The organism is Nocardioides houyundeii (assembly GCF_002865585.1).
Taxonomy (GTDB): domain Bacteria; phylum Actinomycetota; class Actinomycetes; order Propionibacteriales; family Nocardioidaceae; genus Nocardioides; species Nocardioides houyundeii.
Genome location: NZ_CP025581.1, coordinates 2,806,471 through 2,828,147, shown reverse-complemented (window position 1 = coordinate 2,828,147; position 21,677 = coordinate 2,806,471). Strand labels below are relative to the sequence as shown.

Here is a 21,677-nt window from a genome sequence, read left to right as displayed (position 1 = left end):
ACCCGCAACGGGCACCCGATCGGGGTGACTGAGACCAAGGACCAGGGCTCCGCGGAGCTGAAGCGGTCCATCACCGGGCGGCTCCTCTTCTTCTACGTCCTGGGGGACGTGCTCGGCTCCGGGGTCTACGTGCTCATCGGCGCCGTCGCCGGCGAGGTGGGCGGAGCCTTCTGGATCGCCTTCGCGGTGGGCGTCTCCATCGCCGCCATCACCGGGCTGGCCTACGCCGAGCTCGCCACCAAGTATCCGCAGGCGGCCGGGGCCTCCCTCTACGTCAACAAGGCCTTCGGCAACCAGGCGCTCACCTTCCTGGTCACCATCAGCTTCCTCTCGGCCAGCTTCGCCGCAGCCGGCTCCCTGGCGACCGGCTTCGCGCAGTACTTCGCCGAGCTGTGGACGCTCCCACCCACGCTGCTGGTGGCGTTGCTCTTCCTGGTGGTGCTCACCGTGATCAACTACCTGGGCATCACCGAGTCGGTGGTCGCCAACATGATCATGACGTGGGTGGAGATCGCCGGCCTGGTGATCATCATCGGCATCGGATTCTGGTACGCCGCGCAGGGCGACGCCGACTTCGGCGTGCTGACCGAGTTCGAGGTGCCGCAGGGCAGCAACGTGATCTTCGCGATCGTGGGCGGTGTGGCCCTGGCGTTCTTCTCGATGACCGGCTTCGAGAACGCCGTGAACGTGGCCGAGGAGACGATCAACCCGGAACGATCCATCCCCCGAGCGCTCATCGGCGGCATGGTGGCAGCCGGCATCATCTACGTGCTGGTCTCGATCGCCGCGGCGCTGACGGTGAACATCTCCACGCTGACCGAGTCCGACGTGGCGCTCCTGGAGGTCATCAAGGCCGACCTGATCCCCATCCCGGTCGGGGTGATGACCACGGTGTTCACGATCATCGCCCTGATCGCCATCACCAACACCACCCTGGTCGCCGTCGTCACCCAGCCCCGCATCCTCTACGGCATGGCGCGTGAGAACGTCGTGCCCCGGGTCTTCGGCAAGATCCACCAGGGCCGTCGCAGTCCCTGGGTGGGACTGATCTTCTCCGCGGTGATCCTGGTGCTGCTGCTGGTGATCGGCACCTGGGTCACCGAGGCCACCGACGGCTCCGTGGACCTGGTGGCGCGCCTGGCCACCGTGACGGTGGTGTTCCTGCTGTTCATCTACGCCCTGGTGATCATCGCCTGCCTCAAGCTGACCGGGAGCGACGACGGCGAGCAGACGTTCCGGGCCAACCGGCCCTTGCTCGGCTTCGGGCTGGTCGGCAACCTGGTGCTGCTGGTCTACGTGGTGTGGGACGACCCGTCGTCCCTCCTCTGGTGCGGTGGCCTGGTGGCGGTGGGTCTCGTGCTCTACCTGGCACAGCTCGCGGTCAACAGCAGAAAGGCGGTCTGAACCATGCACGTGCTCATCGCGACCGACGGGTCGAAGCAGTCGCTGGCGGCAGCGAAATACCTCAAGTCCTTCGTCGACCCGACCAAGGTCGACTCCGTCACGGTGGTCGCGGTGATCCGCCCGCTGGCGGCCGTGCCGTTCGCCAACGACCTGGCGGGGCAGGAGCAGGGTCCGGGGAGCACCAGCTCGTTCCGGGCCGCGGCCGAGGGTGCGCTCGCCGAGATCGCCAGCACGTTCGACGGCTGGGGGCCCAAGGTCCAGCGCAAGATCCGGAGCGGCTCGCCGGCCAACGAGATCCTCAAGCTGGCCAAGCAGCTCGAGGCGGGCCTGGTGGTGGTGGCCAGCGGCAGCCGCGGGATCAGTGACACCGTGATGCTGGGCAGCACGGCACAGCGGGTCCAGCAGTACGCGCCGTGCCCGGTGCTGGTGGTGCGCCCGAGTCCGCGCAGGCGGGGCGTCAAGACCTGACCCGAAGGTCCGCGAGGGCCCGCGAGATCGCTACCCTCAGGGCATGGACCTCCTTCGCCTCATCCTGCTCTTCATCCACATCCTGGGCTTCGCGGCCCTGCTCGGCGGGCTGCTCGTCCAGCTCTCGGCATCGGAGAAGTCGGTCAACGCCCTGATGCGCGACGGCGCCGGCACGGCGTTCGTCGCCGGCGTCGCGCTGGTGGGTGTCCTGGAGGCCGGGGACGGCGACGTCAACCACGTGAAGATCGCGGTCAAGTTCGCCATCGCGCTGGTCATCCTGGCCCTGGTCATGATCAACCTGCGCAAGCCCAGCATCCCCCAGGGGCTGTACCTCGGGCTGCTCGCGCTGACCGTGCTCAACATCGGTGTCGCCGTCTTCTGGTCGCCCGCGCACGCCTGAGGTGAGGCGTCGGCGCCGCCGCGTAGGGTTGGCACCGACATGAGCAGTCCTTTCATCCTTCCCGGCCTCGAGCACGTCCAGCCCCCCGACCAGGAGCCGCGGGCCCCGCGAGAGCGCCGCGGCCCGAGTGCGGAGGACCTGCTGGAGGGGCTCAACGAGCCCCAGCGCCAGGCGGTCGTCCACTCCGGGGCGCCGCTCCTGGTCGTCGCCGGCGCCGGCTCGGGCAAGACCCGCGTGCTCACCCGTCGGATCGCCTGGCTGGTCGCGGAGCGGGGCGCCCACCCCGGATCGATCCTGGCCATCACCTTCACCAACAAGGCCGCGGCGGAGATGAAGGAGAGGGTGGAGGAGCTGGTGGGCAAGAGAGCCCGCCTGATGTGGGTCTCGACCTTCCACTCCTCCTGCGTCCGGATCCTGCGCAAGGAGAGCGAGCGACTCGGCCTGAAGTCCAGCTTCTCCATCTACGACGCGGCCGACTCCAAGCGGTTGATCACCCTGGTGCTCAAGGACCTCGAGCTCGACCCGAAGCGCTACCAGCCCGGTGCGGTGCTCAACTGGATCTCGGACCAGAAGAACGAGCTCCGCGATCCCGACGAGGCCGCCAAGGACACCCACAACGGGTTTGAGGAGGCGTACGCGGCGGCGTACAAGAGCTACCAGCGGCGGTTGCGTGAGGCCAACGCGATGGACTTCGACGACCTGATCATGTCCACCGTCCACCTCTTCCAGGCCTTCCCCGAGGTGCGCGAGACCTATCGTCGCCGCTTCCGGCACGTGCTCGTCGACGAGTACCAGGACACCAACCACGCCCAGTACGCCCTGATCCACCAGCTGTGCGCCGACAACCCCGAGGAGACCGGCGAGCAGCGGGTGCCGCCGGCGGAGCTGATGGTGGTGGGTGACGCAGACCAGTCCATCTACGCGTTCCGCGGCGCCAACATCCGCAACATCCTGGACTTCGAGCAGGACTTCCCCAACGCCAGCTCCATCCTGCTCGAGCAGAACTACCGCTCCACCCAGACCATCCTCACCACCGCCAACGCGGTGATCGGGCACAACAAGGGGCGCAAGCCCAAGCGGCTGTGGTCCGAGGCCGGCGACGGCGAGCGCGTGGTGGGCTACGTCGCCGACGACGAGCACGACGAGGCGCGCTTCGTCTCCGACGAGATCGACCGGCTCGTCGACGGCGGCCAGCGCGCCGCCGACATCGCGGTCTTCTACCGGACCAATGCCCAGTCCCGGGTGTTCGAGGAGGTGTTCATCCGCACCGGCCAGCCCTACAAGGTGGTCGGCGGTGTCCGCTTCTACGAGCGCAAGGAGGTCCGTGACGCGTTGGCCTACCTACGGATGCTCGCCAACCCCGCCGACGAGATCTCGCTGCGGCGGGTGCTGAACACCCCCAAGCGTGGGATCGGGGATCGGGCCGAGGCCTGCATCTCCGCACTCGCGCAACGTGACCAGACCACCTTCTGGGAGGCCCTCACCCGGGCTTCGCAAGCCCCGGGGATCGCCACCCGGTCCCTGAAGAACGTCGAGGCGTTCGTGGCGATGGTCGACGAGCTGCGCTCGATGGTCGAGGCCGGGGAGCGCGCCGACGTCATCCTGGAGTCGGTGCTGGAGCGGTCCGGCTACCTGGCCGAGCTGGAGGCCTCGGACGACCCGCAGGACGGCACCCGGGTCGAGAACCTGGCGGAGCTGGTCGCGGTCGCGCGAGAGTTCTCCGAGGACCCGGTGGCCGGGCCCTCGGCAGATCCCGCCGACGTGGACGCGGGCACCGTCACTCCCGGCCTCACCGACTTCCTCGAGCGCGTCGCCCTGGTGGCGGACAGCGACCAGATCCCCGACGTGCCCGATGGCGAGGACCTCGGGGTCGTCACCCTGATGACGCTGCACACCGCGAAGGGCCTGGAGTTCCCGGTGGTGTTCCTGACCGGTCTGGAGGACGGCGTCTTCCCGCACCTGAGGTCCCTGGGCGACCAGAAGGAGCTGGAGGAGGAGCGACGCCTGGCCTACGTGGGCATCACCCGGGCGCGCGAGCGGCTCTACATCTCCCGCGCCGTGGTCCGGTCCGCCTGGGGCGCGCCTTCGCACAACCCCGCCTCGCGCTTCCTCGACGAGCTGCCGGTCGACCTGGTCGACTGGCGGCGCACGGAGGGCTCCCAGACCCGCTGGGGACGCCCCGACCTGGCCTCGTCGTCACCAGCCCGACTGGGCTCGCCGACGGCGGCCGGACGGCGCAACTTCTCCTCCGCAGCGCTCCGCGCAGACGCGGCCGTCAAGGCCAAGCCGGCCCGGGAGATCCCGTCGCTGGAGCCCGGGGACCGGGTGCTGCACGACTCGTTCGGCATGGGGACCGTGGTCTCGCTGGAGGGCGCGGCGGAGAAGTCGGTGGCCTCGGTCGACTTCGGGTCCGAGGGAGTCAAGCGCCTGCTGCTGCGCTACGCCCCGCTCGAGAAGCTCTGAGCCAGAGAGGCTCAGAGGCGAAGAGGTTCAGCGCCGGAGCCGGGCCCGGGTGAGCCCGGACCCTGCCTTCGGCGCCCGGAGACGCCGTCCCTGCTCAGGGCTGGAGGCCGTGAGCCTGCAGGGCCGAGTAGGGGTCGACCGGACCGCCGCTGCCGGGGCGGACCTCGAGGTGCAGGTGGGGGCCGGTGGAGTTGCCGGTGGAGCCGACCGTGCCGATGGTCTGGCCGCCGACGACCCGGTCTCCGACGCTCACGCTGGTCGACGTCTGGTGGCAGTACCAGATCTCGGTGCCGTCCTCGAGCAGGAGCGTGGTCTTGTTGCCGTAGGAGCCGTCATAGCCGACCCCGGTCACGACGCCGTTGGCCACGGCCCGCAGCGGAGTGCCCGAGGGAGCGGCGAAGTCCAGCCCGGTGTGCGAGGTGGACCAGAGGCTGCTGGACATCCCGAAGGAGGCCGTGAGGCGGTAGCCCGCGACCGGCAGGACCCACTGGTCGGCCTTGATCTTGGCGGCGCGCTGCTCCATCTTGGCGGTCATCGTCTGCAGGGCCTCGGTGCGCTGCTGCGTCATCGCCTCGGCCTTGGCCTGGAGCTTGGCCTCGGACCGCTCGGACTTCGCGACGCGGCGGGAGTCACGGGTGACCACTGCGGTGCGGTCCGCGAGGAGGCCGGTGTCAGCGGCCGTCGACAGTGCGGTGGCCGAGGTCAGCTGGGGGGAGGCGTCGTCGGCGTCGGCGAGGGTGGGCGTCGCCGTGATGGCGCCGCCGGCGGAGATGGCCAGTGCTGCGACGCCGGCCAGGATCGGGGCTGAGGGCAGGCTCTTGAGCAGGGCGCCGCGCCCGGTGTGCTTGTCCGCACGGCGTCGGCCGCCGGCGGCCAGGGCCTCGACGGCGGGCGTGCGGGAGATGGTGGCGGAGGCCGGGTCGGGCGAGGACGGCCGGACCGGCTTCACGGGCCGGGTGGGCCGCACGGGACGCGCGGACCTCGGGGACTTGGCCGTCGACGCGGCGCGGGACTTGGGAGCGGGGCGGGCGGCACGCTTGCCACCGGTGGTGGGCGCGGGGGCGACCGGGGTCTCGGCGACGGTGCTCAGCGGAACGGGGGAGGGAACGACTACCTGCGGAGCGGCACTGGTGCGGCTGCTCGACGCGGACTGGCGGGAGATCAAGAACTTCCGGGACGCTCGGTCCTCCGAGGATGCGCGGCGGGGGCCGCGTTCTGCTCGGTGGTTTCCCATACAGGTTTACCTCTTGCGAATTGGGGGTAAGACGAAACGTCTCTGGACAACCCGGTTGACTGTAGCGGAAGGCCTGGGCTGGCCGTAATCCCTTCACGCGCTTTTGTGGAACGAGTTTCACCCTCGCTCCGGCCGTAGGGAGGATCCCCGCCTGAGGCGGGCTAGCCCGGCTCGAGCCCCGGCCCCGGCTGTGGCTCAATTCACCCCTCCCCGCCACCCGACAACGGCGCCCGATCCACCCGTTCTCGTCCCCGGCTCGCCGGGCTCAGCGCCCGGGTCGGGAGCCGCGTCCCGAGGCGCCCCGCACCGCCGCGTAGCGAGCCAGCGCCTCGCGCCGCTCGTCGGCGTGATCGACGATGCGGGCGGGGTAGCCGTGGGCATAGCCCTCCTCGTGCTCCCACGGCTCGTGGGCGGCACGCCCCGGCAGGTGCCGGAGCTCGGGGACCCAACGGCGTACGTAGTCGCCGGCGGGGTCGAACTTCATGCCCTGGGAGACGGGGTTGAAGACCCGGAAGTAGGGGGAGGCGTCGGTCCCGGTGCCGGCCACCCACTGCCAGCCGTGGTTGTTCGAGGCCAGGTCGGCGTCCGCGAGGTGCCGCAGGAAGTGCCGCGCGCCCACCGGCCACCACACGTGCAGGTCCTTGGTCAGGAAGCTCGCGGTGATCATCCGCAGCCGGTTGTGCATCCACCCCTGGCCCAGGAGCTGGCGCATCCCCGCATCGACGACCGGGTAGCCCGTGGTGCCGGTGCGCCAGGCCGCCACCGCGTCGGCCTCCTCGGAGTAGCGCAGGCCCCCCAGGCCGGGTCGCAGGTCCGCCCAGGCGGAGTCCGGACGGTGGTGCAGGACGTCGGCGTAGAACTCCCGCCACGCCAGCTCGGAGACGAACGCCTCGGCGGCAGGGCCAGTGGTCCCGTCGTCGGCGCCCCCGCCCGGCAGGTCGGCGAGCAGGGAGCGGGGGTGCAGCACCCCCAGGCTCAGGTAGGGAGAGAGGCGCGAGGTGCCGTCGAGGTCCGGGCGGTCCCGCCCCGACCGGTAGTCGCCCAGCGCGCCGTCGCGGAACGTGTGCCACCGGCGCCAGGCGGCCTCCTCGCCGGCCTCGGGCAGGTCCGCGGCGCCATCGGCGGCCTGGACCAGCGCGTCCCGAGCCCCGGACGCGCTCGCCAGCGCCACGAAGCCGGGAGTCTCGGGACTCGCCGCAGGAGCCGCCCAGCCGTGCTCGCGCCAGGCTCGGGCGAAGGGGGTGAACACCCGGTAGGGCTCGTCGTCGCCCTTGCGCACCAGCCCCGGGCCCACGGCGTACGGCGACCCGGTGGCGCGCAGCGCAGCCGGCCGGCCGGTCCGATGCCCCAGCTCGGCCAGGGCGCTCGCGACGGCGGCGTCGCGCGCCGCGCCGTACGGCGTGGTCTCCGCCGAGACGTGCACCTGGTCGGCCTCCACCTCGGCGACGACCTCGGGCACCACCTTGGCCGGATCGCCCCGGCGGACGACGAGCCGCCCCCCGGTCCGCTCGTCGAGCGCCAGCAGGTTGGCGGCCAGCCAGGCCCGGCGTACCGGCCCAGCGCGCCTCATCAGCCGGGGATCCAGCACGAACAGGGCGACGGTGGAACCGCTCTGCTCCAGGGCCGCGAGGAGGGCGGGATGGTCGCTGAGTCTCAGGTCCCGGCGGAACCACATGACGGTCGGCACCTGCCCAGCCAAGCACTGTCCTGGGCAGGGTCGCTGCGGCGACGGCGTCCTGGAGCCGCTCGTCGTGGAGGGCTCCGTGTCCACGCGGAGACCCCGGGCTGCTCGGCACCGTGTCAGCGGGTTTAGGCTGACTGACCGGAACGCGCCCCCCGGCGAACGCTCGGGGCTGCCCCGCGCGCTCGCGAACCTCATAAAGGATTGGGTGGATCGTGGACCTGATGGAATACCAGGCGAAGGAACTCTTCGCCAAGCACGGTGTGACCACGACGCTCGGCGTCGTTGTCGAGACCGCTGAAGAGGCCAAGGCCGCAGCCGAGCAGCTCGGCGGCGTGACCGTCGTCAAGGCGCAGGTCAAGGCCGGAGGTCGTGGCAAGGCCGGCGGTGTCAAGCTGGCCAAGACGCCGGACGAGGCCTTCGAGTACGCCAAGAACATCTTGGGCATGGAGATCAAGGGACTGACCGTCAACCGGGTCCTGGTCACCCCCGCGACCCCGCCGGTGGAGGAGTACTACTTCTCCTTCCTGCTGGACCGGGCCAACCGCTCGCACCTGTGCATCGCCAGCGTCGAGGGCGGTGTGGAGATCGAGGAGGTCGCCAAGACCAACCCCGAGGCCGTGCGCCAGATCCGGATCGACGCGATCGAGGGCGTCACGCCCGAGAAGGCCGCGGCCATCGTGGACGAGGCCAAGTTCCCCGCCGAGCTGCGTGACCAGGCCATCGAGATGGTCCAGGCGCTGTGGCAGGTCTACGTCACCGAGGACGCGACCCTGGTCGAGGTCAACCCGCTGGCGCGCCTGGAGGGCGACAAGCTCGAGGCTCTCGACGGCAAGGTCTCCCTCGACGAGAACGCCGAGTTCCGTCACGAGGACCACCAGACGTTCGTGATCCGCGACGAGGAGGACCCGCTCGAGGCGAAGGCCAAGGACAAGGGCCTGAACTACGTCAAGCTCGACGGTGCCGTGGGCATCATCGGCAACGGCGCGGGCCTGGTCATGTCCACCCTCGACGTGGTCGCCTACGCCGGTGAGAAGCACGGCGGGGTCACCCCGGCCAACTTCCTCGACATCGGGGGCGGCGCCAACGCCCAGGTGATGGCCGACGGTCTCGACGTCATCCTCAACGACCCCCAGGTCAAGAGCGTCTTCGTCAACGTCTTCGGCGGAATCACCGCGTGCGACGAGGTCGCCAACGGCATCGTCGGCGCCCTGGACATCCTCGGTGCCGAGGCCTCCAAGCCGCTGGTCGTGCGTCTCGACGGCAACAACGTCGACGAGGGCCGACGCATCCTGAACGAGGCCAACCACCCGCTGGTGACCCTCGTCGACACCATGGACGGCGCGGCCGACAAGGCCGCCGAGCTGGCGAACGCCTGATACGGAGCACGGAACAACAATGTCTATCTACCTGAACAAGGACTCCAAGATCATCGTCCAGGGCATGACGGGCGGTATGGGCTCCAAGCACACCACCCTGATGGTCCAGGCCGGCTCCAACATCGTCGGCGGGGTCAACGCCCGCAAGGCCGGCACGTCGGTCGAGCTCGGCGGCCAGGACCTCCCGGTCTTCGGCAACGTCGAGGAGGCGATGGCCAAGACCGGCGCCAACGTCTCGGTCGTCTTCGTGCCGCCGGCGTTCACCAAGGACGCCTGCATCGAGGCCATCGACGCCGGGATCGAGCTGCTCGTGGTCATCACCGAAGGCGTCCCGGTGCAGGACACCGCCGAGGTCTTCGCCTACCTCGAGGGCAAGGGCACCCGGATGATCGGCCCCAACTGCCCGGGCATCATCACCCCCGGCGAGTCGCTGGCCGGCATCACCCCGCACACCATCGCGGGCAAGGGCCCGGTCGGCCTGGTGTCGAAGTCCGGCACCCTGACCTACCAGATGATGTACGAGCTGAAGGACTACGGCTTCACCACCGCCATCGGCATCGGCGGAGACCCGGTCATCGGCACCACGCACATCGACGCGCTCGAGGCGTTCGAGAACGACCCCGAGACCAAGGCGATCGTGATGATCGGCGAGATCGGTGGAGACGCCGAGGAGCGCGCCGCGGCCTACATCAAGGAGCACGTGACCAAGCCGGTCGTCGGCTACGTCGCCGGCTTCACCGCTCCGGAGGGCAAGACCATGGGCCACGCCGGCGCCATCGTGTCGGGCTCCTCGGGCACCGCCCAGGCGAAGAAGGAGGCCCTCGAGGCCGCCGGGGTCAAGGTCGGCAAGACGCCGTCGGAGACCGCAGCCCTGATGCGGGAGATCCTCGCCAGCCTCTGAGGCATCCCAGCACTCCCAGCACCTCGACGTACGCCCCGGCCGCCCAGCGGCCGGGGCGTACGTCGTCCCGGGAGTCCAGCGCCGGGCGCAGGCCGGCGCAGGTTCAGGGCGGGTTCAGCGGAGGGGAGCGGCCTCGGTGTCGTGCGCGGCCCCGCCGCGGCGCAGCACCTCCGCGCGGGCCCGGTCGATGCCGCCGTGCTCCAGCGCCGCCGAGCGGGACTCGCCACTCCACACCAGGCGCCCACGGTGCCGCACCCGCACGGTCATCGTGGCCCCCAGGTGCTCGATGGCTCCGGGTACGTTGCGTCGCTCGAACGGCAGCGGCACCGGGAGCACGTGGGCGCTGCCGAGGGCGCCATGACCCTCCACCTCGATCTGCCACGCAGCGCTGCGGCCCCGCAGGGACCAGTGCTCGTCGGCGACCTCGGCGCGGACCGGAGAGACCACGGGGTCGCCGAGCCGGACCAGCCGGCCGTCGGGCAGCAGCACCACCAGCGCGGTCACGGTGGTGCGCAGCGGGCCGGCGCTCACCTCGCCGCCGGCGAAGGCCACGCACACGGACTCCTCCTCGAAGCCCTGCGCCTGGCCCCACCACCAGGAGTCGGGGAAGCCGCCCTTGCCCCAGTTCTTCTCCCCGTACACGTCCCAGCCCTCGATCTCCACCGACTCGGCGCCGAGCACCGCCGTGCCGTGCGCCTTGCCTCCGAGCAGCCACGGGTGCCAGTACTGGTTGAGCGCCGGCACGGAGCCGAAGACGCTGGAGCCGCCGACGGCTCGCCGGGGCCAGGGGCGGGGCTGGGAGATGTCCACCTGCAGGCGCGAGTCGGCGCCCAGGTCGACGCTCAGCGAGTCCGGACCGCCGCGGAAGGCGTCCCCGGCGCTCGCCCCGAGGCCGTGCTCGCTGGCGTGCCCGTGGGGATGCACCACGGTCCGCAGGTGCCCGCCCGGGTGGCCCGCGAGGCCCAGCGTGGCCCAGTGCTCGCCGGCGGCGTCGCGGTTGACCCCGTTCAGGGCGATCACCACCCGGCCGGTGCCGGGGTCGGTGAGACGCCAGAAGTAGCCCTCCATGGCCACCCCGTGGGCCGAGAGCGGGTCCCCGAAGGGCAGGGTGGCGCCGCTACGACGGTAGGCCCGGTGCAGGGCGGAGGCGGGCGAGGACGGGAGGAGGCGGCGGGAGCGGGGCACGGGCGCCATCATGGCAGCCCGTCGCCCGCCCCCGGCCCGCGTCTCCTCGTGCGTCGAGGCGGCGGTGGACTACCGGGTCTCCAGCTGCAGCCGGGGCAGCCGCTGCAGGGCGCGCCGAGCCAGCCAGACGAAGTCCGAGCGGCTCATGCTCAGCCCGCTGGCGGGCACGAAGCCGACCTGCGCCACGGTGCTGCCCTGACGCATGATCGCCATCAGGAACTCCAGGGACTCGTTCTCGGAGACCTCCAGCTCCAGGCGCCACACCGTCAGGTCCCGGTTCTTCGAGGAGCTTCCGGCGAGCCGGGTGACGTCGGTGCCGAAGCCCTCCTTGGCGCACCGGTCGACCCGGTCCCGGACGCCGCCGACGAACTTCCTCGCGGCCGGTGCACCGCGCATCGTCGCCACGGTCTGGGTCAGCCCGAACTCGCCGGCGCGACGCGCCTGGGGGAAGAGGAAGGTGCGGGTCAGGTTGTTCTTGATGCCCTTGCCCATGAACACCGTGCGGTCGCACCGGGTCGAGGCCACGTTGACCCGCGGCTTGGCCGGGTCGGTGCCCACCCAGGGCCCCTTGGCGCGGGTGACGGGGGGCAGGTCGAACTCGCTGAGCATGCCGGGGACGCTGCCCGCGACCGGCACGCTGGTGGGCCGGGCCTTCGGCGGCGAGGCGCAGGCGCCGGCACCGGTGGCGCCGCACCGGGCGTTGACCGAGGCGGCCAGCAGCGAGGCGACGGGCCGGGGCTTGTGGCGCATGCCGGCGACGTCGCCCACCGCGGTGGTGACCATCTGCCCGGACCGGGCCACGCCGACCTGGATGGTGCGGGTCGGGCCGCGCCAGGACCGGAGGGTGAAGAGGCTGGCCTCGTCCCCGACCCCCTTGAGGTCGTGCACGCTCATCAGCTGGACCCGGTCGGTCGAGCAGCCGGCGAACCAGCTGCGGGCCACGGCGTACGCGTCGGCGGCCTGCTCCTCGCTGGCGGAGAGCTCGACGAACTCGGTCGCGGACGCGGTGCGTGCGGGCGGCTGCCGGCGCTGCTTCTTCTTGTTGCCCGAGGCCTTCTGGGTGCCCTCGAAGGTGCGGACGACGGCTCCCAGGCCCTCGGCGTCGGCGAAGCGGTTGCCCTGGCAGGGCATCACCAGGCCGTTGCCCTCGGTGTTGGTGCTGGTGGTCGACTCGCTCCAGGCCAGACCCGGATCCACCCGCCGTACCTGCCGGGGGGTGAGCAGCATCTCCTCGGTGAGCACGGGCTCGTCCGCGGTGGCCTCCACCTTGGTGGCCCGGCGCTCGAAGCCCTGGTCGCTGAGGGTGGCGCCGGGAGTCTCGCCCTGGGCCACGACCATGCCGCTGAGCACCACCGCCGCGGTGGTCGCCAGCACCCCGACCACGGTGTGGCCCCGGCGCCGCGCGGTCCCCGCGCGGCGCAGGATGGAGCTGCGCGGCCAGCGGTTGTCGCCGATCGCCGAGCCCAGCGCCGCCAGGTGTGCGGGGATCGACTCGGGCGTGGTGTGCCGGGCCAGCGCGAAAGTCGCGCCGGCCGCCTGGGACTCCGCCTGGGCCTGCTGGGGCGGAAGGCCGATCTCCCGGGCCATCTCGGCGAGCGGGACGGGGGAGTAGTGGGTCAGCACCAGCGCCTTGCGCTGGTTCATGGACAGGGTGCTGAGCGCCTCCAGGGTGGCGCTCGACTCCTCGTCGAGGTCCTTCTCCCGGTGCCAGGGTCGGGCCGCGTGCCGGTGCTTGGCGCGCTTCCAGACCAGGGGCCGCAACCAGGCCTCCCGGTCGCTGGCCCCGCGGACCTTGTCCCAGTGATGCCAGGCGACGGTGAAGGCGTCGCGGACCGCGGTACGGGAGACGTGCTGGTCGCCAGTGAGGACGTAGGCCTCGACCAGCAGTCGGTCGCGGACGTCCTTGTACAGGTTGTCGAACTCTTCGGGGCTTCTCATCGCCGTTCCACCGTACGTGGGGCGCCACCGTGGCACACGGCAAAGTGGCGATCTACACACGGCGTGTGACCGCGGGCTCGGGGCCCAGGCGCCCGGGCGCTGCGTGGGTGCGGCGTGGCAGCGCCGGCACGGCTGTGCCGCGGGCCATGATGGTGGAGTCATGTCCTCGCTGTTGACCTCCACCCTGCAGCGGGCCTCGGGAACCGCCGACGGCTCGCCGACGCCGCCGCGCCGACCGGTGCTCCTGCTGGCCCTCCTCGCCGGGATCGTGGCAGCAGGCGCCACCCTGCTCGCGTGCCTGTTGCTGGGGCTCGTCGGGTGGTTCCTGAGCGACGCCGGCGTGCACGGACCGCCGCGCGAGGCCATGCGGGCCGGTGCCACGGCGTGGCTGATGGCCCACGGCTCCGGGCTGACGGTGCAGGGCGCGGCTGTCACGGTGGTGCCCCTGGGGCTCACCGTCCTCGCGGGCTGGACCACCTGGCGGGTCGCCCAGCGGCTGGGGGAGTCGGTGTGGGGCCACGGGCCGGACGTGCACCGCCTCTCCGACGGGGAGCGCGACTGGACCGTGCCGGTCGCCACCGGCGGCTTCGGGGTCGGCTACGCGACGGTCGCGCTGGTCACGGCGAGCCTCGTCGCGGGTTCGCTGGTGCAGCCGGACCGCAGTGCGCTGCTCACCTGGTCCCTGCTGCTCACCGTCTGCCTGGCGGCGCCTGCCATCGCGGCCGGCTCGGGCCGCGGCGCGGTGTGGGCGGCCGCGCTGCCCCCGGCGGTACGGCACGGCGCTGCCACCGCGGTGACGATCCTGCTCTCGGTGCTCGGCGTCTCAGCCGCCCTGCTGGTCGTCGCGTTCGCGCTCAGCTTCGGCGAGGCCGCCAACATGGTCGAGCAGCTCGGGACCACGGGGGGTGAGACCACCCTGCTGGGTCTGGTGAACCTGGCCCTGCTGCCCAACGCGGTGCTGCTGGCAGGGTCCTTCCTGGTCGGCCCCGGGTTCGCCGTGGGTGTCGGCACGCTGGTCTCGCCGTCGGCAGTCGTGCTCGGGCCGCTGCCGGTCCTGCCGCTGCTCGCGGCGCTGCCCGACCCGGGCACGCCCAGCTCCTGGTGGGGCCTGACCGTGGGGGTTCCGGTCCTGGTCGCCGCGGCGGCGGTGGTCCGGCTGCAACGTCGTCGCCCGACCCTGCGCTGGGACGAGGGCGCCCTGCGCGGCTGCGGCGGCGGGATCGTGGCGGGGGCGGTCCTCACCGTGCTGGCCTCCCTGGCCGGCGGCGCGGCCGGCCCCGGCCGGATGCGAGAGGTGGGCGTCTTCAGCGGGGACCTCCTGGTGCACTCGGTCACCGCGCTCGGGCTGGGCGGCCTGCTCGGCGGTCTGGTGATCACCTGGTGGCAGCGCCGCACCTCGGTCCCGGCGGACGAGGATGCCGCGCCGGAGTCCTAGACTCCGCGGGTGTCCGTGACCAGCAGCCCAGCCCGACTCGTCGTCCTCGTCTCGGGTGCCGGCACCAACCTGCAGGCGCTGCTCGACGCCTGCGCCGACCCGTCGTACGGCGCCCGCGTGGTGGCGGTCGGTGCGGACCGGGACGACATCGAGGGCCTGGCCCGGGCCGAGCGGGCCGGCGTGCCGACGTTCGTGCGCAAGGTCAGCCAGTTCACCTCCCGCGAGGACTGGGACCGGGCGATGGCCGACACCGTGGCGGCGTTCGATCCCGATCTGGTGGTCTCGGCCGGCTTCATGAAGCTGGCGGGAGCCGAGTTCCTGGCCCGCTTCCCGGGGCGCTACGTCAACACCCATCCGGCGCTGCTGCCCGCGTTCCCGGGCATGCACGGCGCGGCCGACGCGCTGGAGCACGGGGTCAAGGTCGCCGGGGCCACGTTGTTCGTGGTGGACCCGGGCGTGGACACCGGCCCGATCATCGCCCAGCGTGCGGTGCCGGTCGAGCCCGAGGACGACGTGGAGAGCCTGCACGAGCGGATCAAGGTTGCCGAGCGCGAGATGCTCGTGGAGGCCGTGGGGCGGATCGCCCGCGAGGGTCTGGTCGTGACCGGACGCAAGGTGCGCTACGGATCTGCCGGGAAGTAGGCTGGGGCCACACGACTGGCGCAGGTGGGCAACCACCAGGGAGTGACGTCGAGTGGCATCGAACGCCTGGGTGCCCCTCCTTCGTATCCGCCATCCCACGAGGAGTCCCCACCGTGAGCCCCACCGTGTCCGACCGCATCCCGCTCCGCCGAGCGCTCGTCTCCGTCTACGACAAGTCCGGGCTCGAGGAGCTCGTCCGCGGCCTCGTCGACGCCGGGGTCGCGCTGGTCTCCACCGGCGGCTCGGCGGCGCTGATCGAGGGCCTCGGCCTGCCGGTCACCAAGGTCGAGGACCTGACCGGGTTCCCCGAGTGCCTGGACGGCCGGGTCAAGACGCTGCACCCCAAGGTGCACGCCGGCATCCTGGCCGACCGACGCCTGGACTCCCACGTCGCCCAGCTCGCGGAGCTGGGCGTGGAGCCGTTCGACCTGGTGGTCTGCAACCTCTACCCGTTCAGCCAGACCGTCGCGTCCGGGGCCGGACCGGATGAGTGCGTGGAGCAGATCGACATCGGCGGGCCCTCGATGGTGCGGGCCGCGGCCAAGAACCACCCGTCGGTAGCGATCGTCACCGCACCCGAGCGGTACGCCGACGTGCTGAGCGCCGTCGCCGAGGGCGGCTTCACCCTGGCCCAGCGGCAGCGCCTCGCGGCGGAGGCCTTCGTCCACACCGCGACGTACGACGTGGCCGTGGCGAGCTGGATGGGCAACGTGCTCACCGACTCCGGCGCCGGGACCGGCTTCCCCGCCTGGCTCGGTGCCACCTGGGAGAAGCAGTCGGTGCTCCGCTACGGCGAGAACCCGCACCAGGCGGCTGCCCTGTACACCGCCGGCTCCGTGCCCGCACCGGGCCTGGCCCAGGCCAGCCAGCTGCACGGCAAGGAGATGTCCTACAACAACTACGTGGACGCCGACGCTGCCCGCCGGGCGGCGTACGACTTCGACCGCCCCGCCGTGGCGATCATCAAGCACGCCAACCCGTGCGGGATCGCGGTCGGCGACGACATCGCCCAGGCGCACCGTCGGGCCCACGACTGCGACCCGGTCTCCGCGTTCGGCGGGTGATCGCCACCAACGTGCCGGTCTCGGTGGAGATGGCCCGTCAGGTCGCGGAGATCTTCACCGAGGTCGTCGTGGCCCCGGGCTACGAGGACGGTGCCGTGGAGGTGCTGAGCGCGAAGAAGAACATCCGGCTGCTGGAGTGCGCGCCCCCGGCGCGTGGCGGCGTCGAGATGCGCCCCATCTCCGGCGGCCTGCTGGTGCAGCAGCGCGACGTGCTGGACGCCGTGGTCGACGACGGCGGGGACGACCCCACGGCGTGGCGCCTGGTCGCCGGCGAGCCGGCGGACGCCGACGTGCTGGCCGACCTCGCCTTCGCGTGGCGCGCCTGCCGGGCGGTCAAGTCCAACGCGATCCTGCTCGCCTCCGGCGGCGCCTCGGTCGGCGTCGGCATGGGCCAGGTGAACCGCGTCGACTCCTGCCGGCTCGCCGTGGAGCGCGCCGGCGAGCGGGCGGCCGGCTCGGTGGCCGCCTCGGACGCCTTCTTCCCGTTCGCCGACGGCCCGCAGATCCTCATCGACGCCGGCGTGCGCGCCCTGGTCGCCCCGGGCGGCTCGGTGCGCGACCCGGAGGTCATCGAGGCCCTGGCAGCGGCCGGGGTCACGACGTACTTCACCGGCACCCGGCACTTCTTCCACTGATCCTAGGATTGAGCATCGTGACCACACGCACCGCACGCAAGCTCGACGGCTCCGCCACCGCGGCGGCGATCAAGGACGAGCTCAAGGTCCGCGTCGCCGCACTGCGCGAGCGGGGACTCCAGCCCGGCCTCGGCACGATCCTGGTCGGGGACGACCCCGGCTCCCGGTGGTACGTCAACGGCAAGCACAAGGACTGCGCGGAGGTCGGCATCGAGTCGATCCGCATCGACCTGCCCGAGGTCGCCTCCCAGCAGGAGATCGAGGACGCGGTCCTGCGGCTCAACGCCGACCCCGCGTGCACCGGCTACATCGTGCAGCTGCCGCTCCCGCGGGGGCGTGACGAGAACCGGGTCCTCGGACTGATCGACCCCGCGAAGGACGCCGACGGACTGCACCCGACCAACCTGGGGTGGCTGGTGCTCGGGCACGAGGCGCCGTTGCCCTGCACCCCGCACGGCATCGTGGAGCTGCTGCGCCGGCACGACGTGGCCATCGCCGGCGCCGAGGTCGTCGTGGTGGGTCGGGGAGTAACGGTCGGACGCCCCCTGGGCCTGCTGCTCACCCGCCGCTCGGAGAACGCCACGGTCACCCTGTGCCACACCGGCACGGTGGACCTGGCGGCCCACGTGCGGGGAGCCGACATCGTGGTCGCCGCGGCCGGGGTCCCGGGCATCATCACCGCCGACATGGTCAAGCCGGGCGCCGCGGTGCTCGACGTGGGGGTGTCCAGGGTCGAGGGGAAGATCGCCGGCGACGTGGCCGAGGGCGTCTGGGAGGTGGCCGACTGGGTCTCGCCGAATCCCGGAGGGGTCGGCCCGATGACCCGCGCCATGCTGCTGTCGAACCTGGTCACCATGGCCGAGCAGCAGCTGGGGAGCGGCGAGGGTGAGTCCCGAGGAGCCCACGCCCCCCGAGGGCATCGTCACGCCCCCCGAGGGCATCCCGCCGGTCTCGGCGGAGGCGCTGGTCGACGGGGTCGCCGTACCTGAGCCGATCGAGGAGCGCACCTACCCCTCCACCATCGGCGGCGCGTTCTACCTCGGCGTCCTGGCCGTGGTGGCGGTGGCGCTGACGGTGGTGGCCCTCGGGTCGTGGCGCACCGGGATCCGGATCTTCGGAGGCGTGCTCGTGGTGGCCGCAGCCGTCCGGCTGATGCTCGGCCCCCGGGACGCCGGCATGCTGGCGGTGCGCAACAAGGGCATGGACGCGGCCCTGCTCACCGTGGTGGGCGTGGCGTTCGTGGCGCTGGCCAGCTCGATCCCCGACCAGCCCTGAGGCATCGGGCCGTCTCGGCGGCGATCCCGCCAAGAAGGTCGTGCGAACCCCGCGCGACGAGCGATATCCGCTGACACAATCGCGGGACCGGCGGCGGAGTCCCGCGCCGGTCCCGTTCCCTGCCTGGAGGTTCTGTTGTCGCGTCGTACGTCACTCGTGGGTGCTCTCTCCGTCCTGGTGCTGGCCCCGGTCGCGTACGGCGTCCCCGCCGTCGCCGCGCCGCAAGCCCCGCCAGTCGCCGCATCCGTCAGCGCTGAGGGGATCCAGGCCGCCGGGGCCGGTTCGGCCCTGCTGCGCGCCTCGCAGCGCAACCTCATCGCGGGCGAGACGATCACGCTGACCGCCAAGGCGAAGCCGAAGACCGTCAAGCGCCTCACGGCCAAGGAGCGTCGCAAGGCCCGGCTGGTTCTGCAACGCCGCGCCGGCTCGAGGTGGCGCGCCGTGGACACCACCAGCCTCAAGCGGGCGCTGAAGGGCAAGGCCGCCTTCTCCTACAGTGCTCGGGCCAACGCCTCGGGCACGGTCAGGCTCCGCACAGTCGTCAAGGTCGGCAAGCGTCAGCTCAAGGTCGCCAGGCTCCGGCTGCCGGTGGTCGCCCAGCAGCTGAGCGCCACCCCCGCCTCGCTGGTGACCAGTGCACCGCTCACCTACGCCGCCTCGCTGACGCCGGCCCGGGCCGGGCGTGAGCTGAGCGTGCAGATCTACCAGGACGGCGTCTGGGCGCCGCTCGGGACGCCCGGGTCCGCGGACAGGGCCGGCGCGGCCTCCCTGGGCGTCGATGCGGCCGGCTACCCGGCCTGGTACCGGGTCAGCGCCGGGGAGTGGAACGGGGTCCCCGCGCTGACCACCGAGCCGGTCCGCACCACGCTGGACAAGGTCCCCGGCCTGGTTGCCCACCGGGCCGGTGCCGGCAGCGCGCCCGAGCAGACGCTGGCCGCGGTCCGACAGTCCGTGGCCTCGGGGGTGGCCTCGATGGAGGTCGATGTCCAGCTGACCAAGGACCGCGAGCCGGTCATCCTGCACGACACGTCCCTGGCCCGGACCACCAACGTGGAGGAGCTCTTTCCGGATCGGGCGCCCTACAACCTGGCCGACTTCACGCTGGCCGAGGTGCAGACCCTGGACGCCGGGTCCTGGTTCGGTCCGGCCTTCGCCGGCGAGCGGATCCCGACGCTGGACGAGGTGCTCGCCGAGATCGCCGGTCGCGCGCACCTGGTCCTGGAGGTCAAGGATCCGGGATTGCCGAGCAACGAGCAGGTCGACGAGGTGCTGGCCGAGGAGCTGGCCACCGGGTCGCTGGGTGCGGTCGCCGCGGCCAGGAAGCTGACCCTCTCATCCTTCGACCACGCGTGGCTCCAGGCGTTCGCCACCGCGCACCCCGACGTACCGGTCGGCGTGCTCAACTTCGTGGCTCCCTCGGCTGCCCAGCTGGACGCCTGGCAGACGTGGGCCGAGGAGATCCACCCCAACGTCGCGCTCAGCACCCGGGCCGACCTCGCGGAGGTACGCCGCCGCGGGTTGACCAGCAGCGTGTGGACGGTCAACAGCCCGGCGCAGTTCCGCGCCGCGCTCACCGTGGGGGCGGACCGGATCATCACCGACTTCCCGGCCCTGCTCGCCGAGGTGCTCGACCCGCCGCGTCCCTCCTAGGCAGGGTCAGACGCACGACGACCCGGCGGAGAGCTCCGCCGGGTCGTCGTGTCGTGGGTGGAGTGTGGCTCAGATGAGGCCGAGCTCCGTGACGGCCTTGCGCTCGTCCTCGAGCTCGGCGACGGAGGCGTCGATGCGGGAGCGCGAGAAGTCGTTGACCTCCAGGCCCTGGACGATCGACCAGTCGCCACCGGAGGTGGTGACCGGGAACGAGGAGATCAGGCCCTCCGGCACGCCGTAGGAGCCGTCCGAGGCGACAGCCATGGAGACCCAGTCGTCCTTGGCGGAGCCGAGCAGCCAGTCGCGGGCGGCGTCGATGGTCGCGGACGCCGCGGAGGCGGCCGAGGACGAGCCGCGGGCCTCGATGATCGCCGCGCCACGCTTGGCCACGGTCGGGATGAAGGTGTTCTCCAGCCAGTCCTGGTCGCCCACTGCCTCGGCGGCGTTGCTGCCGTTGACCTCGGCGTTGAAGAGGTCGGGGTACTGGGTGGCGGAGTGGTTGCCCCAGATGGTCATCTTCTTGATGTCGGTGACCTTGGCGCCGGTCTTGGCCGCCAGCTGGGAGATGGCCCGGTTGTGGTCCAGACGGGTGAGCGCACTGAAACGCTCGTTGGGGATGTCGGGGGCGTTCGTCATCGCGATGAGCGCGTTGGTGTTGGCCGGGTTGCCGGTCACGCCGATGCGTACGTCGTCCGCGGCCACCGCGTTCAGGGCCTTGCCCTGGGCGGTGAAGATGGCGCCGTTGGCCGAGAGCAGGTCGCCGCGCTCCATGCCGGGGCCGCGCGGGCGGGCGCCGACGAGCAGGGCGAGGTTGACGCCGTCGAAGATCTTCTCCGGGTCGGAGCCGATCTCGACGCCGGCCAGCGTCGGGAACGCGCAGTCGTCGAGCTCCATGACGACGCCCTCGAGGGCCTTCAGGGCGGGCTCGATCTCGAGCAGCTGCAGCTGGATCGGGCGGTCGGCGCCGAGCAGCGAGCCGCTGGCGAGGCGGAAGAGCAGGCTGTAGCCGATCTGACCGGCGGCACCGGTGACGGCCACCTTGAGCGGGGCAGTGGTTGACACGAGGACTCCTCGACGGGTGACTCACTGGAAATGTGGTTTGCGCCTCGACTCTAGTCGCCGATCGACCCGCGCCGCCGCCGGGGTTCGCGCGCTGGCATGCTGAGCGACGTGAGCAGCACGCGCAGGCATCGTCACCGGGTCGTGGCCTCGTTGGCCGGGCTGCTCGTCGTGGCCGGCTGCGGTTCCGCGCCTGGGACCAGCCCGCCGTCGGGCGTGGACCAGCTGGTGATCCCCACCCCCTCGCCGGACCCCGGCGACTTCGTCCCCGGCGTCGACAACCCCTGGTTCCCGCTCGTCCCCGGCGGCAGCTGGACCCGGGAGCTGACGGGCACCGGCGCCGTCCCGCAGCGTCCGGGCGGAGGGTCCCGGGAGTCGGTGCCGGCACCGGCAGAGGTGCTGGTGGAGGTGCTCCGGGAGACCCGCGTGGTGGCCGGGGTGGAGACGACGCCGGTCCGCACCACGCTGCTGGACCGCCGCGGCGAGGCGCTGGAGACCCGGGTGGAGCTCTATGCCCAGGACCGGGAGGGCAACGTCTGGGCGTTCGGCGAACCGGGGGCCTGGCAGGCCGGGACCCTGGGTGCCGAGGCCGGGCTGGCCATGCCGGCGACCCCTCGGGTCGGGGACGGCTTCGTGCGTGCCCGGGTGCCCGGGACCGGCGAGTACCGGGTGCGCGTCCAGTTCTCCCCGACAGCGGTGTCGGTGCCGGCGGGCCGCTACACCGACCTGGTGCAGACCCTGGAGACGGGACCTGACGGGGAGGGCGAGTGGGAGGTCGACTACGCCCGCGGTGTGGGGGAGGTGCTGCGCGCCGAGGTCGGCGGCGACGGGCGCCAGGAGCTGGTCGCCCGCCGCCGATGAGGA

Annotated in this window: 17 protein-coding genes, 1 pseudogene and 1 riboswitch; of the genes and pseudogenes, 13 read left to right on the top strand and 5 right to left on the bottom strand. The window is 72.1% G+C overall.

From position 1 onward, the window contains the following. Positions 1-24: 24 nt before the first annotated feature. Genes C0R66_RS13520 through pcrA form a run of 4 tightly spaced genes read left to right on the top strand, consistent with a single transcriptional unit; the run spans position 25 to position 4,735 of the window. Complete coding sequence (locus tag C0R66_RS13520; protein WP_199286688.1) at positions 25-1,404, top strand: APC family permease; 1,380 nt, start codon at positions 25-27, stop codon at positions 1,402-1,404. A 3-nt stretch (positions 1,405-1,407) separates the two neighbouring features. After that, positions 1,408-1,872 (top strand): universal stress protein, encoded by a 465-nt coding sequence (locus C0R66_RS13515; protein WP_101525141.1) that lies wholly within the window; start codon positions 1,408-1,410, stop codon positions 1,870-1,872. 43 nt (positions 1,873-1,915) lie between these two features. Then, on the top strand, positions 1,916-2,272 hold the full coding sequence (locus C0R66_RS13510) for a hypothetical protein (protein WP_101525140.1): 357 nt from the start codon (positions 1,916-1,918) through the stop codon (positions 2,270-2,272). A gap of 39 nt (positions 2,273-2,311) precedes the next feature. After that, the gene (gene pcrA / locus C0R66_RS13505) at positions 2,312-4,735 is read left to right on the top strand and encodes a DNA helicase PcrA (RefSeq protein ID WP_101525139.1); all 2,424 of its coding nucleotides are present in this window, start codon (positions 2,312-2,314) and stop codon (positions 4,733-4,735) included. A 94-nt stretch (positions 4,736-4,829) separates the two neighbouring features. Here the strand turns inward: pcrA and C0R66_RS13500 are convergent, their stop codons facing one another. Both C0R66_RS13500 and C0R66_RS13495 read right to left on the bottom strand, forming a co-directional pair. Continuing rightward, positions 4,830-5,900 carry a M23 family metallopeptidase gene (locus tag C0R66_RS13500; protein ID WP_101525138.1) on the bottom strand — a complete coding sequence of 357 codons (1,071 nt, stop codon included), beginning with the start codon at positions 5,898-5,900 and terminating at the stop codon, positions 4,830-4,832. 334 nt (positions 5,901-6,234) lie between these two features. Beyond that, positions 6,235-7,656 carry a cryptochrome/photolyase family protein gene (locus tag C0R66_RS13495; RefSeq protein ID WP_241901442.1) on the bottom strand — a complete coding sequence of 474 codons (1,422 nt, stop codon included), beginning with the start codon at positions 7,654-7,656 and terminating at the stop codon, positions 6,235-6,237. A gap of 209 nt (positions 7,657-7,865) precedes the next feature. Here C0R66_RS13495 and sucC point away from each other — a divergent pair, with 209 nt between their 5' ends. Next, positions 7,866-9,029 carry an ADP-forming succinate--CoA ligase subunit beta gene (gene sucC / locus C0R66_RS13490; RefSeq protein ID WP_101525137.1) on the top strand — a complete coding sequence of 388 codons (1,164 nt, stop codon included), beginning with the start codon at positions 7,866-7,868 and terminating at the stop codon, positions 9,027-9,029. Positions 9,030-9,048: 19 nt separating this feature from the next. Beyond that, positions 9,049-9,930, top strand: coding sequence for a succinate--CoA ligase subunit alpha (sucD, locus tag C0R66_RS13485; RefSeq protein ID WP_101525136.1), 882 nt, complete (start codon positions 9,049-9,051; stop codon positions 9,928-9,930). 114 nt (positions 9,931-10,044) lie between these two features. On the opposite strand, the gene C0R66_RS13480 is transcribed toward sucD, so the two are convergent. Together C0R66_RS13480 and C0R66_RS13475 are read right to left on the bottom strand one after the other, a co-directional pair. Beyond that, positions 10,045-11,115, bottom strand: a complete 1,071-nt coding sequence (locus C0R66_RS13480; RefSeq protein WP_199286687.1) for a tocopherol cyclase family protein — start codon at positions 11,113-11,115, stop codon at positions 10,045-10,047. A 69-nt stretch (positions 11,116-11,184) separates the two neighbouring features. Next, positions 11,185-13,053, bottom strand: coding sequence for a SigE family RNA polymerase sigma factor (locus tag C0R66_RS13475; protein WP_101525135.1), 1,869 nt, complete (start codon positions 13,051-13,053; stop codon positions 11,185-11,187). Positions 13,054-13,213: 160 nt separating this feature from the next. Here C0R66_RS13475 and C0R66_RS13470 point away from each other — a divergent pair, with 160 nt between their 5' ends. From C0R66_RS13470 to C0R66_RS13445, 6 genes and pseudogenes are all read left to right on the top strand, one after another. After that, complete coding sequence (locus tag C0R66_RS13470; RefSeq protein WP_101525134.1) at positions 13,214-14,488, top strand: cell division protein PerM; 1,275 nt, start codon at positions 13,214-13,216, stop codon at positions 14,486-14,488. Positions 14,489-14,497: 9 nt separating this feature from the next. Then, entirely contained in the window at positions 14,498-15,130 is a 633-nt protein-coding gene (purN, locus tag C0R66_RS13465) for a phosphoribosylglycinamide formyltransferase (RefSeq protein ID WP_101525133.1), read from the top strand. Position 15,131: 1 nt separating this feature from the next. Then, a riboswitch (ZMP/ZTP riboswitch) is annotated at positions 15,132-15,209 on the top strand. 46 nt (positions 15,210-15,255) lie between these two features. Beyond that, positions 15,256-16,829: pseudogene (purH, locus tag C0R66_RS13460) on the top strand (bifunctional phosphoribosylaminoimidazolecarboxamide formyltransferase/IMP cyclohydrolase). A gap of 17 nt (positions 16,830-16,846) precedes the next feature. Next, a complete protein-coding gene (locus tag C0R66_RS13455; protein WP_101525132.1) occupies positions 16,847-17,818 on the top strand; it encodes a bifunctional methylenetetrahydrofolate dehydrogenase/methenyltetrahydrofolate cyclohydrolase in 972 nt (323 codons plus the stop codon). Further along, positions 17,715-18,104, top strand: coding sequence for a DUF3017 domain-containing protein (locus tag C0R66_RS13450; RefSeq protein ID WP_101525131.1), 390 nt, complete (start codon positions 17,715-17,717; stop codon positions 18,102-18,104). The genes C0R66_RS13455 and C0R66_RS13450 overlap by 104 nt, the downstream gene beginning before the upstream one ends. A gap of 156 nt (positions 18,105-18,260) precedes the next feature. Beyond that, the gene (locus C0R66_RS13445; protein WP_158648045.1) at positions 18,261-19,754 is read left to right on the top strand and encodes a glycerophosphodiester phosphodiesterase; all 1,494 of its coding nucleotides are present in this window, start codon (positions 18,261-18,263) and stop codon (positions 19,752-19,754) included. Positions 19,755-19,823: 69 nt separating this feature from the next. On the opposite strand, the gene C0R66_RS13440 is transcribed toward C0R66_RS13445, so the two are convergent. Further along, positions 19,824-20,816: a malate dehydrogenase gene (locus tag C0R66_RS13440; protein ID WP_101525129.1), complete on the bottom strand. Its 993-nt coding sequence runs from the start codon at positions 20,814-20,816 to the stop codon at positions 19,824-19,826. 108 nt (positions 20,817-20,924) lie between these two features. Here C0R66_RS13440 and C0R66_RS13435 point away from each other — a divergent pair, with 108 nt between their 5' ends. Continuing rightward, positions 20,925-21,674, top strand: a complete 750-nt coding sequence (locus C0R66_RS13435; RefSeq protein ID WP_158648044.1) for a hypothetical protein — start codon at positions 20,925-20,927, stop codon at positions 21,672-21,674. The last annotated feature ends 3 nt before the right edge of the window (positions 21,675-21,677 follow it).

Excerpts from the sequence above, each read along its gene's own strand:
- C0R66_RS13515 (WP_101525141.1), top strand. The coding sequence starts at position 1,408 with ATGCACGTGCTCATCGCGACCGACGGGTCGAAGCAGTCGCTGGCGGCA.
- C0R66_RS13510 (WP_101525140.1), top strand. The coding sequence starts at position 1,916 with ATGGACCTCCTTCGCCTCATCCTGCTCTTCATCCACATCCTGGGCTTC.
- pcrA (WP_101525139.1), top strand. The coding sequence starts at position 2,312 with ATGAGCAGTCCTTTCATCCTTCCCGGCCTCGAGCACGTCCAGCCCCCC.
- sucD (WP_101525136.1), top strand. The coding sequence starts at position 9,049 with ATGTCTATCTACCTGAACAAGGACTCCAAGATCATCGTCCAGGGCATG.
- C0R66_RS13475 (WP_101525135.1), bottom strand. The coding sequence starts at position 13,053 with ATGAGAAGCCCCGAAGAGTTCGACAACCTGTACAAGGACGTCCGCGAC.
- C0R66_RS13470 (WP_101525134.1), top strand. The coding sequence starts at position 13,214 with ATGTCCTCGCTGTTGACCTCCACCCTGCAGCGGGCCTCGGGAACCGCC.